A 12,593-nucleotide genomic window follows, 5' to 3' on the forward strand; every position below is an offset into this window, starting at 1 on the left:
TCCTCTGTTTCAACGTTTTTTTCGTATGATTGTCCGCTTAAATCTTCTTTGAAAAAGCTGTTAATGAATCATCCACGATATGAATGATTTTTTCTACTTCATTTTTACTAATCGTAAGAGGTGGCGCGATTGCCACAATATTCATTCCCGGTTCAAAATCAAATGGTCTAATGAGCAGTTTTCTGTTATAACACTCATCCACCAGATTACCAGCAGCTCTAGCTGAATGATCAAATGGAATATTTGCTTCTGGATCCTTCATTAAATCAAAACCAGCTAGTAAACCTCTCGATCTTCTATTTGTAAAAAAGGTATATTTATCCTCCAAGTATTTCAAGCCCTTGTCCAGTTCGCGTCCCATTGTATTAGCACGTTCAACAAGACCATCTCTTTCTATAATCTCAATATTTTTTAACCCGACTGCACATGCAGTTGGATGTCCACTATATGTGAAACCATGAGCTAACATTGCATCATACTGGGCAAATTCATCTCTGATTTTTTCTGTCATTACGACCCCACCGAGTTGGGCATATCCACTTGTTATACCTTTTGCGACTGACATGAAGTCTGGAACAATTTCCCAGTGATCAACACCAAACATTTTTCCAGTTCGACCAAAACCGCAAATAACTTCATCTGCAATGAGGTGTATATTATTTTCATCACAAAGCTTTCTGACAGCTTGTAAATATTCTTCAGGTGGAACATGAACGCCACCTGCACCTTGAATAGGTTCTACAATGACAGCAGCAATCTTGTCTGCTCCTTCTTTTTCGATGATATCTCTAATACAACCCTCATATTCTGGATGATTTTTATCACCCAACTCACATTCAGTTAGATGCGGTTTAGCGTTTACAATATCAGGGTCTGTTGACCCAGAAAAATTCCGGTATGCATCGATACCTGTTGCCCGTTGTGCTGCAACTGTTACACCATGATACCCGCGTCTTAAGGAAATTATTTTTTTCTTCTCTTTATAACCCCGTAATTGCCAATAAAATCTTGACAGTTTAAAAGCAGTATCATTTGATTCGGACCCGCCTGAAGTAAAGAACACTGTATTCAAATCCCCAGGTGTTAACGATGTTATTTTTTCTGCTAATCGAACAGTAGCCTCATTGACATAGCCATAGAAAGTAGTCGTATAAGCAGCCTCAACCATTTGCTTGTATGATGCTTCAGCTAATTCTTTGTTTCCGTGCCCTAAATTCACATTCCACAGCATAGACACACCATCAATATAGGTGTTCCCATCGATATCATTCAGGTAAATACCATCTCCACCTGTAAATATAATCTTTGGACCATGATCAACCTGGTTTTTAGGATTAGTAGATGGATGAAGAACATGTTTCCGATCCAAATTCGATAATTCATTTCTTAGTGATTGACTTTGACCTTTAACAAATTGTTTAGTTTGACTCATTCTAAACACTCCTTAATTTTATAATGTTAATTCGTACCATTAGCTAGGTTATTAATGACAGTAAGCAGAACGTTTGCACCTTTTTCAATGTCATCATCCACTGTCAATTCCTGTTCATTATGACTAATGCCTTTACAACTTGGGACAAAAATCATGCCACTTTCCGCTACTTGCGAGATATATTTCGCATCGTGGCCGGGACCACTATACATATTCAACGATGAATACCCCCATTTTTCACTAGCTTCGCGGATACTCTCTGTAACAACTTGAGAAAATTCAACAGCATCTGAGGTCCAGTCTGTCGTAATAGTTATCTCTACATCATTCATTAAGGCAATGGTACTTAATTGTTCTTTAAGTGATTCAATAGCGTTCGCTCTAGTCTCGTTAGAGGGGTGACGAATATCAATAATGAATTCTACTTCCCCAGGAATAACGTTTGTGATATTGGGTTTCACATTCAATGTACCAACTGTTGTTTTCAAGCCATCAAATTCCTTCGTTAAATCGTTAACCCTTCCAATCATTTTGGAGGTGGCAAGTAAGGCATCTTTTCTATTCTCCATAGGTGTAGGACCAGCATGGTTGGTTTCCCCAGTTACTTTAACAATTAACCAACTCATCCCTTGTATTCCCTCAACAATCCCAATTGACGTATTATTTTTTTCTAGGATGGAACCTTGCTCAATATGAAGTTCTATAAAGTTCTTTACATTGCTTAATCGGTTTTCTATTTCTCCCATATAACCAATCGACTTTAGTGCCTGTTTAAAAGTTATATCATTACTGTCTTTTATGTTGTAAATGAAATTTTTTGTAAAATTTTCTGTAACACCACCTGATCCAAGCATCGGAGGTCCAAATCGCGCCCCCTCTTCATTCGTAAAATTGATAATCTCAATAGGAAATTCCGTTTCAATATTATTTTCATTTAAAACCCGAATGACTTCTAAGGCTGCTAAAACACCTAGAACACCATCATATCGCCCACCGCACGGTTGTGTATCCAGGTGCGACCCCACCGCGATTGTTGGCCCATCATTTCTTTTTCCTTTTCTTCTTCCATAGATATTTCCGAAGTCGTCAATACGAACATCCAGCTTTTCTTGATGTAACCACTCAACAAAAATATCTCTCATCGTTTTATCTTCTTCTGACAAAGCTAAACGGCTTAGTCCTCCATTTTCAGAAGCGCCTATAGAAGAACTTACGTTAATCGTTTCAAGCAAACGTCTTCTGTTAATTCGATATAATAATGATTCCATGATTTTCCTCCTTGTTGCATGTCTCTCTCCTTCAACAATAGTAAATGCAAGTTCCATGCCAAAAAGAAAAATGCAAACGCCTTGGACAGGGGTGACACGCATAAGCAAGGGACTTAAAAAAATTATTTCTAATCCTCTACTCCTAGTGGTTTTATTCTGAATGTTTATAGTATATAATCAGTTTTGAGTCAATTTCGAAAAAATGATTCGAAAGTGACTCGAAAATACTTAAAAATTCATGGAGGTAATCTCAATGAGCGGTAATTTTTTCTCTGATAAACATTTTCATAGTATTTTCAACCATTTAAAAGATGGAATTTTTATAGCTGACAAGGATGGCGTTGCTATCTGGGCAAACGATACTAGTACAAAACAACTTGGTGTACCTCGATCTAAAATAATAGGAAGAAATGTGGGTGAGCTAGAAAATAATGGTTTGTTTACCCCATCCGTTACGAAAATTGTGTTAGAAAAAAGAGAAATCGTTTCAAAAGTTCAAACATCAAAAGATCGTCAATATCTTGCCACAGGACATTTAGTAAAAGTTAAGGGTGAAGACACGGAATATGTACTGGTACAAGTAAAGGATATTACGGAAACGGTAAGAGCTTCATTTAAACTGGAAAAGGCCGAAATACTCATTCAAGAATACTGGAATGAACTTCACCAAATGAGTTTAAAGCAAAAAAATGAAAGTCAAAGGCAATTAATAATTGGGAAAAGTAAAATACATGAAGAAATGCTGGATTTAATGAGACGCGTTGCTACAGTAGATGCAACTATACTATTAAATGGAGAGACTGGTGTAGGAAAAAGCGTAATTGCCGAAGAAATTCACAAAATAAGTAACAGGCCTAACAAACCTTTTATCCAGATCAATTGTGGTGCAATTCCAGAATCATTATTGGAGTCAGAGTTATTTGGCTATAAAAAAGGTGCTTTTACTGGGGCAAACAATAGTGGGAAAGTAGGTCTAGCAGAAAAGGCAGATGGAGGCACCCTTTTTTTGGATGAAATCGCGGAACTGCCATTATCTCTTCAACCAAAAATACTTCAGTTAGTACAAAATAAGTCATTTATTCCAATTGGTTCAACCGACCTAAAAAAAGTCGATATTCGAATAATTACAGCGACAAATCAAAACCTACCACAAATGGTAAAAGAAAAGCAATTTCGGGAGGATCTTTATTACCGTTTAAACGTTGTATCCATTCATATACCAGCCTTAAAAGAAAGAAAAGATGATATACTTCCCTTGATTTATCACTATTTTGATTTATTTAGGGAAAAATATCGAAAAAAGTCTACTTTAAGCAAAGAATTGCTTGACTATCTCCAAAATTATAGTTGGCCAGGTAATATTCGAGAACTAGAGAATATGGTAGAGTATTTAGTTGTTACTGCGAAGTCCGAAATCATTGAAACAACTGCACTTCCAGATAAAGTATTAGAAAGTAATCAACACACTAAAACTATTCATGATAAGTTGAATTCGCAAAGTCTCCCAGATTATTTAGAAAAAATTGAAATGGAACTTATAAAAAGAGCAAAAACAGATTATAAATCTACGAGAAAGGCAGCTAAGTCGCTTGGTATTACGCAATCTTCTTTTGTAAGAAGAGTAAAAAAGTATAATCTTTAGTGACGATTCGATTTTGACTCAGGATATAAATAATAGACTGTATATATTCAGTTTGTTCCCCTTTAAATGAGTGTTCAAAAAGTCGGCAAATTAGAAACAAGAAGTTCAAGGCGCGAAGATTTTGAGGACCGGAACGTATGCTTTTAATACGTGAGACCGGAAAAACTGCGCAACGAAGAAATTCGCCGTTTATCATTTGGGGACTTTTTGAACAACCTCTTTAACGCTTTTATAAAGAGCAGTGTTAGATATATCATTCACTATTAATTTAAAATTCGGCATGAAACTTGCATAGTATCCTCATAAAGGGAGGAATAAAGTATGGTATTAACTATAAATAGTACACCAAAAAAAGATGGATATAGAATGCCTGGAGAGTTTGAACTACATAAAGGGACCTGGATGCTATGGCCAACAAGGACAGATACTTGGAGATCTGGAGCTAAGCCAGCTCAAAAAGCATATGCAGAAGTAGCTGAAGCCATTTCACAGTTCGAACCAGTGACCGTTTGCGTGGAAACTGAACGATTTGAAAACGCTCGTGCACTTTTACCTGCAGATGTTCGGGTAGTTGAAATTTCGTCAAATGACGCATGGATGCGTGATATCGGACCCACCTTTATTAAAAATGATACCGGCGAAGTTCGCGGTGTAGATTGGGCGTTTAATGCATGGGGAGGGTTGGATGATGGACTGTATTTCCCTTGGGATAAGGATGTTCTGGTCAAACAGAAAGTTTTGGAGATTGAGCACGTAAACAGATATGATGCATCTGATCTTGTTTTAGAAGGTGGTGCAATTACTGTTGACGGAGAAGGGACACTCATTACGACAGAGGAATGCCTTTTAAATCCTAATCGGAACCCGAATCTAACAAAAGAAGAAGTAGAGGAAAAACTGAGTAACTATTTAAACATCCAGAAAGTAATCTGGTTAAAAAATGGTTTGGCTGGTGATGAGACAAACGGCCATGTAGATGAAGTTTTGTTCTACGTTAGGCCTGGTGAAGTAGCAATTGGATGGACAGATGATACCAATCATCCGCAATACGCAGTCCTACAAGATGCTTATAATCAGATGAAGGAAGAAACAGACGCTAAAGGAAGAAAGTTTACGATTAATAAAATCCAACTTCCTAAGCAAATTACATTGAGTGAAGCTGAAAGTCTTGAAATTGATATTACTTCAACAAGTTACGATCGATCAGCCGGAGTAAACTTTATAGCAACTTACATTAATTGTTATTTATGCAATGGTGGAGTCATTTTACCTGTATTTAACGATCGCCAAGACGAAATAGCTATAAAAACGTTTGAAAATATGTTTCCAGACCGTAAAATAGTTCCTGTTTATACACGTGAAATCTCCGTTGGTGGAGGAAACATTCACTGCATAACGCAACAACAACCGCAAGCATGACATATATCTATATGAAAAGGCACTATTTTCAAACTAGAAAATAGCGCCTTTTATTTTATAAATTACCGATAGACAAATATTTTGTTTCTAGATACGGTTCAATACCTTCTATACCACCTTCACGTCCAAGTCCACTTTCCTTCATTCCGCCAAATGGAGCATGTGCTGCAGAAGGGCCGCCATCGTTCCACCCAACAATACCAAAGTCTAGATGATCGTGTAGGTACATACCCGTTTTATAATTATTCGTAAAGAAATAGGCCGCAAGTCCGTAAGGTGTACTATTTGCAATTTCAACAGCCTCTTCAATTTCTTTAAAGCTAGTAATTGGAGCCACTGGACCAAATGTTTCTTCATGCATAATGTCCATGGTCGAATCTACATTTTTTAAGACTGTGGGATGCACAAAGAAATACCCCTTTTCCTCATCCTTATCGTAGTCGTTTCCAGCCAATACTTCGGCCCCTTTTTCGATTGCATCATTTACTTGCGAGACAATTTTTTCATACCCTTTTTTATTGATGATTGGTCCAATATCTGTTCCTTTATCGAGGCCATTTCCTAAATTTAGTTTTTGAACTTCTTTCGCCAATTTTTCTGCGAAAGTATCCAGAATACTCTCATGTACAATAATGCGGTTAGCGCAGACACACGTCTGTCCAGCATTCCTGAATTTTGTTCCTATTGTCTGTGTTACAGCAAAATCGAGATCGGCATCTTCAGCTACAATCAGTGGAGCGTGTCCTCCTAATTCCATGGTTACATGTTTTACAGTATCAGCACTGTTTTTAATTAATTGCTTGCCAACAGGAGTAGAACCGGTAAAGGTGATTTTCCGTACATACTCGCTACTTGTAAATAAATCACCAACGACACTACCTCTCCCGTTCACATACTGGACAGCGTCTTTCGGGATCCCTGCTTCATGTGCAAGTTCGATTAATCGTATGGTGGTCAAAGGTGTTTCAACTGCCGGTTTAACAATAAATGTACAACCAGCTGCTAAAGCAGGTGCAGCTTTTCTAGTCATCATTGCAGCTGGAAAATTCCAAGGTGTAATGGCGGCCACAAGTCCGATTGGTTGTTTGCTGACGATAATCCTTTTCGACTCACTGGATGCAGGAATAGTACGCCCGTACATTCTTTTTGCTTCTTCTGCATACCAATCAATATAGCTTGTTGCATAGTCAACTTCACCCAGTGACTCGTGTAATGGCTTACCGTTTTCCAATGTCATTATTTCTGCTATTGATTCTTTATTTTCTTGTATTTTTTGTGACCATATTCGTAATAACTTTGACCGTTCATGTGCGTTGACTTTTGACCATTTTTTAAAACTTTCATGTCCATTTTTTATTGCTTGTTTGATTTCTTCTTCTGTATTTGCTTTTATTTCCTCAATTACGTCACCTGTAGCAGGGTTAGTTACTTTGAACTTATTCGACATTTGTTTGACACTCCTTCTGGGTATTAGTTTTAATCAAAAGCTCTTTCTAAAATTGCCAGTCCTTTTGATAATTCTTCATCAGTAATAACTAATGGTGCTAAGAAACGAATGACATTTCCTTTTAAACCTGCAGAGAGTAACAGCAGACCACTTTCATTTGCAAATTTAATTATTTCCCCCGTTTTATCCTTGTTTGGTGATTTGTCAGTACGATTAATGACCAATTCAACTGCGACCATGGATCCTAAGCGGCGGATATCACCCATGTATTCATGTTTTTCGGAAAGCTCCCTTAATTTCATCTCTAATTTTTGACCAAGTATTTCTGACTTTTGTAGTAAATTCTCTTCCTCAATGATTTCTAATACGGTTAAAGCTGCAGCACAAGCTACTGGATTCCCTGCAAATGTACCACCTAATTCTCCTGGTCCTGCAGTATTTAAAATTTCCTTTTTACCGACAACTGCACTTAATGGAAATCCAGCAGCTAACGATTTTGATACAGTCACTAAATCAGGAACAACGTCAAAGTGCTCCATAGCAAATAACTTTCCTGTGCGGCCAACCCCTGTCTGGATTTCATCAGCAACAAAGACAATTCCATGTTCATTGCAGAAATCGCTTACAAATTGAACAAATTTTTTCGGGGGAATAATAAAACCGCCCTCTCCTTGAACAGGTTCCATAACCACACAGGCCACTGTTTCTGGTGCAACGGTAGAGAGGAAAAAGTCCTTAAACTCTTCAATTACCTTGTCAACATAATCTCCATCCGACATATGATCTGGTTTGTGGTATAAATAAGGAAATGGTGCCTGGTATATCTCTGGTGAAAATGGGCCAAATCCAAATTTATATGGCTTTACTTTACTTGTCATACCCATCGTCATATTCGTTCTTCCATGGAATCCACGAGTAAATGAAACGACAGCTTGTCTTCCTGTATAACGACGGGAAACCTTAACGGCATTTTCCACAGCTTCTGCTCCTGAGTTAAATAAAATCGCTTGTTTAGCAAAATTTCCAGGTGTAATTTCACATAATTTTTCCGCGAGATTAATATATCCTTCATACATCATTACGTTAAAGCCAGGATGTAAAAATTTTTCTATCTGTTTATTTACAGCTTCGGTTACTTTTGGATGGCTGTGTCCTACATTTAACGTACCGATAGCGCCGGCGAAGTCTATCCATTCATTTTGATCAATATCTGTAATGGTTGCGCCTGTCGCTTTCTGAGCTATATTTAAATTACCATTACTTACACCTCTAGGAATAAACTTTTTTCTTTTGTTTTGTAATTCATCACTTGTTACATATGATGTTGTCATCATTATCCCTCTCCCTTACCTGAATATAACGATAAGTATGACAAAAATCTGGTATAATAAAAAGTACCAGATAGCAATTATTTTAGGTGCCAGATTGGATGGGATAATGATGGACATTTTATTTTCGGATATAACTAAGAAAACAACTTATAAATACCAACAAATTTATAAGGAAATTAAGGTGAAAATATTAAATAGAAAAATACAACCCGATGAAAAATTACCTTCTAAAAGGAAGTTAGCAAATCAATTAAAGGTAAGTATTAATACAGTTACAATTGCTTATGAGCAGTTACTCGCCGAAGGATATATTTATACTGTTGAGAGAAGCGGGTACTATGTAGAAAATATTACACAGTTTCAGCACCAAGAGGAATCCGTTACAACTAAATTACCACATGATTTAAAAGAAAAAACGATGCGCAAGGATGGATGGATTTCCTTATCCCATATGACTTCGGATATATCGATGTTCCCTTTCAAAGAATGGCTAAAATGTCAGCAAAAAGCGATAACGAATCACAAAGAAGAGCTCTCAGAAATTATTCATCCACAAGGTCCATTACTTTTAAGAAATACAATTTCCCGTATAATTGCATTGTCCCGTGGGGTTATGTGTGAACCGGAACAAATTGTAATCGGTGCAGGTACACAGTTATTAATAAAACAATTAATGGAAGTACAAAAGAATAAACCAATAATTGCCATGGAGGACCCGGGGTATTCTCGTTTTTATACATTATTAAAAAACATGGACTTTGACGTTCGGTCCCTTAAACTGGATGGAAAAGGAATTAATATGAAAGAAGTTGAATCATCGAAGGCCAATTTCCTGTTTGTTACACCATCACATCAATTTCCAACAGGTAAAATTATGCCGATTTCTAGACGCATCCAGTTGCTTAATTGGTCTACACAAACAAGTAATAGGTATATCGTAGAAGATGATTATGATAGTGAATTCAAATATGAAACAGACAATATCCCATCTCTACAAAGCTTAGATAGAAATCAACGTGTAATATATACTGGAACTTTTTCAAAAACGATGTTACCTGGATTGCGTGTTAGTTACATGGTATTACCGCCCGATATGTTAAGAAAATATCGGCAACATCATGCTGATTTAATGCAGAATAGTAATTCACTAGCTTTATTTACATTATATTACTTTATAGAGTCAGGAGAGTATGCAAAGCATATAAGAAGGATGAATCATCATTATGAAATGAAAAGAAAAGAACTAATTAAACAGCTTGAACTTCGCTTTGAAGATAATGTAAAAATTGAAGATGTCCCAGCTGGTTTACATTTTCTTGCCCAGTTTAAAACGTATAAAGACTATGAAACTATTGAGGAAAGAGCTAAAAAAGAAAAGCTTGAAATATATTCGATGAGGCGTTTTATGTTAACGAATAAATATAAAGAGGAAGGCGTAATTGATTTAATTATAGGATTTGCAACTATTAAACGAGAACAGATACCTGATACTGTAGAGAAATTGCATTGTATAATTAATTGAAAACATACCTTATAAAGGGAGGGACATGGGACAGGTACCTTGTCCCCATTATTAAGTTAGTTTTAAAGATCGAGGTTTTTATTTGGACAGTGTTTGGTTGTATCGTTGGGACAAGAAACCTGTCCCTATGTCCCCTCCGAACATTGTGTAAAAAAATCTACTTCCTTAAAATCTCCATCTCCTCCATAAACTCCGCTGTATGTTCACCCAATTTCGGAGCTAGGGTACGAATACCACCAGGTGTTCTCGACAATTTGATTGGTGTGCCAACTTGTTTTGTTTCCCCTACTGTATTGTGTTTCATTGTCTGGATCATTCCGCGTGCGATAACTTGCGGGTCTTCAATCATTTCATCAAATGACAATACTGGAGACACGCAGGCTTCCAAACTTGAAAAAATAGTGAGCCAGTCTGCTAACGTTTTTTTCGATATAATCGTTTGTATTTCATACTTTAACCGATATTGTTCCTGTAATGGCGCCTGTAAAAGCGGGATAAAGTCACTTCTTTCTATTGCAAGACAAAATGCTCCCCAGAACTTTGGCTCTAGGGCGCCGACAGAAAGAAAGCGGGCATCTTTTGTTTCATAAACCGCATAAGCAGCTAGCCCTCCGGCTAACATTTGCTCACCACGATTTGACTCCGTATGATGAGATAAATAGTTAGGAAGAAGTGTTTGCAACCAGGAAATAACCCCATCGAGCATTGAAATATCGACGAATTGCCCTTCCCCCGAATTTTTTCTTTCCAGAAGTGCTAACAAAATACCCACTGTAGCTGGAAGTGCCCCTCCTCCTATATCTGCTATTTGGGTAGCAGGAATAACTGGTTTCCCTCCTTTTTCCCCCATCAAATGGAGCAACCCTGCATAACTCAAATAGTTAATGTCGTGACCAGGTTTGTTTGCATATGGACCAGTTTGTCCATAGCCCGTTATCGCACAATAAACAAGTGCAGGATTTACTTGTTTTAATTTCTCGTAATCTAGTCCTAGCCGTTCCATCACACCCGGGCGAAATGATTCCACAACAACATCGGCTTTTTCAACCATTTCTAGAAAATCTGCTTTCCCTTCTTCTGACTTCAAATTTAAACAGACGCTTTTTTTATTTCGGTTGAGCGAATGGAATAATACACTGTTATCACCGAGCTTTGGTTCATAATGTCTGGCATAATCCCCCATTTTTGGCTCTTCCACTTTAATAACCTCAGCCCCAAAATCTGCAAGTAACATCGTGCAATATGGACCTGGTAATAATCGTGTTAAATCCAGTACACGTGTGTTTTTTAGCGGCAATACAGATCCTCCTTTCTATTACTACCCATTAAATTCATAGAAATTTAATCCAGTCTTTCAATGATGGTTGCATTCGCCATACCATGTCCCTCGCACATCGTCTGGAGTCCGTAGCGTCCGCCCGTTCGTTCAAGCTCATGCATTAGGGTTACCATTAGGCGCCCACCACTTGCTCCAAGCGGATGGCCAAGTGCAATCGCACCACCATTTGGATTTAATTTTTTCGGATCAGCCCCGGTTTCATGTAGCCAAGCCATTGGAACAGATGCAAATGCCTCATTCACTTCAAAAATATCAATATCGTCTAGTTTGAGCCCTGCTTTTTTCAATACTTTTTCAGTTGCAGGAATGGGCCCTGTTAGCATCAATGTAGGATCGGATCCAACAACAGAGCGAGCAATAACACGGAACCTTGGCTTTAATCCAAGTTCTTCAGCCTTTTCGCGTGACATCAACAGAATTGCTACAGCACCATCACTGATTTGACTCGCATTCCCTGCTGTCACACTTCCATTTTCTCTGAATGCAGCTTTAAGACCGCCGAGTTTCTCAAGACTGGTATTTTCTCTTGGCCCCTCATCCTGGTTAACGGTTGTTTTTGTTCCATCTAGAAGCGTCACCTCTACAGGCATAATTTCCTTTTCGAAATGACCAGCCTTTTGAGCCGCTACCGCTTTCGCATGACTATCCAGTGAAAATTGATCCATTTGTTCTCGAGTAAATCCCCACTTTTCTGCAATTCGATCTGCAGATAAACCCTGATTAATGATTTCATATTTAGACGTCAGTGCCTCACTCAATTTAACGCCCTGCATATTCGATCCCATTGGTACACGAGACATATTCTCAATTCCGCCCGCCACTACTACATCCATATCCCCACTTATGATTGCCTGTGAAGCAAAATGCACAGCTTGTTGACTGGATCCACATTGACGGTCAATCGTTATTCCCGGAACTTCCACTGGATAACCCGCTATCAGCGCTGCCTGTCTCGCAATATCAAAGGCTTGTTCCCCGACCTGAGACACACACCCGAAAATTACGTCTTCTACCAATTCGGCCGAGACGCCAGCTCTTTTTAACACTTCTTCCAAAGGCATCGCGCCAAGCTCCTCAGCACGAATTCCACTTAATATTCCGTTTCGTCTCCCAATCGGCGTTCTTACCGCCTCGACAATTACAGCTTCACGCATATCTATCTCCCTTTCTATCAATCTAGTTTTAAGCCTTTT

At 38.1% G+C, this 12,593-nt stretch carries 9 protein-coding genes; 3 read left to right on the forward strand and 6 right to left on the reverse strand.

The window, feature by feature from the left end; genetic code table 11:
- Window positions 1-37 precede the first annotated feature (37 nt).
- Together CFK40_RS14965 and CFK40_RS14970 are read right to left on the reverse strand one after the other, a co-directional pair.
- The gene (locus tag CFK40_RS14965; RefSeq protein ID WP_089533192.1) at window positions 38-1,432 is read right to left on the reverse strand and encodes an aminotransferase family protein; all 1,395 of its coding nucleotides are present in this window, start codon (window positions 1,430-1,432) and stop codon (window positions 38-40) included.
- Between the two features lie 26 nt (window positions 1,433-1,458).
- On the reverse strand, window positions 1,459-2,700 hold the full coding sequence (locus CFK40_RS14970) for a M20 family metallo-hydrolase (protein ID WP_089533194.1): 1,242 nt from the start codon (window positions 2,698-2,700) through the stop codon (window positions 1,459-1,461).
- 253 nt (window positions 2,701-2,953) lie between these two features.
- Between CFK40_RS14970 and CFK40_RS14975 the strand changes: the two genes are divergently transcribed.
- Window positions 2,954-4,342 carry a sigma-54 interaction domain-containing protein gene (locus tag CFK40_RS14975; RefSeq protein ID WP_089533196.1) on the forward strand — a complete coding sequence of 463 codons (1,389 nt, stop codon included), beginning with the start codon at window positions 2,954-2,956 and terminating at the stop codon, window positions 4,340-4,342.
- Window positions 4,343-4,663: 321 nt separating this feature from the next.
- The gene (aguA, locus tag CFK40_RS14980) at window positions 4,664-5,761 is read left to right on the forward strand and encodes an agmatine deiminase (RefSeq protein WP_089533198.1); all 1,098 of its coding nucleotides are present in this window, start codon (window positions 4,664-4,666) and stop codon (window positions 5,759-5,761) included.
- A 55-nt stretch (window positions 5,762-5,816) separates the two neighbouring features.
- On the opposite strand, the gene CFK40_RS14985 is transcribed toward aguA, so the two are convergent.
- Complete coding sequence (locus CFK40_RS14985) at window positions 5,817-7,208, reverse strand: NAD-dependent succinate-semialdehyde dehydrogenase (protein WP_089533200.1); 1,392 nt, start codon at window positions 7,206-7,208, stop codon at window positions 5,817-5,819.
- A gap of 29 nt (window positions 7,209-7,237) precedes the next feature.
- Window positions 7,238-8,539 carry a 4-aminobutyrate--2-oxoglutarate transaminase gene (gene gabT / locus CFK40_RS14990; protein ID WP_089534408.1) on the reverse strand — a complete coding sequence of 434 codons (1,302 nt, stop codon included), beginning with the start codon at window positions 8,537-8,539 and terminating at the stop codon, window positions 7,238-7,240.
- Between the two features lie 109 nt (window positions 8,540-8,648).
- On the opposite strand from gabT, the gene gabR reads away from it, so the two are divergent.
- The gene (gene gabR / locus CFK40_RS14995) at window positions 8,649-10,061 is read left to right on the forward strand and encodes a MocR-like transcriptional regulator GabR (protein WP_089533202.1); all 1,413 of its coding nucleotides are present in this window, start codon (window positions 8,649-8,651) and stop codon (window positions 10,059-10,061) included.
- A 157-nt stretch (window positions 10,062-10,218) separates the two neighbouring features.
- On the opposite strand, the gene CFK40_RS15000 is transcribed toward gabR, so the two are convergent.
- Window positions 10,219-11,358: a CaiB/BaiF CoA transferase family protein gene (locus CFK40_RS15000; protein ID WP_089533204.1), complete on the reverse strand. Its 1,140-nt coding sequence runs from the start codon at window positions 11,356-11,358 to the stop codon at window positions 10,219-10,221.
- Window positions 11,359-11,402: 44 nt separating this feature from the next.
- Complete coding sequence (locus tag CFK40_RS15005; protein ID WP_089533206.1) at window positions 11,403-12,554, reverse strand: thiolase family protein; 1,152 nt, start codon at window positions 12,552-12,554, stop codon at window positions 11,403-11,405.
- Window positions 12,555-12,593 lie beyond the last annotated feature (39 nt).

Source organism: Virgibacillus necropolis, from assembly GCF_002224365.1.
Classification (GTDB): Bacteria; Bacillota; Bacilli; order Bacillales; family Amphibacillaceae; genus Virgibacillus_F; species Virgibacillus_F necropolis.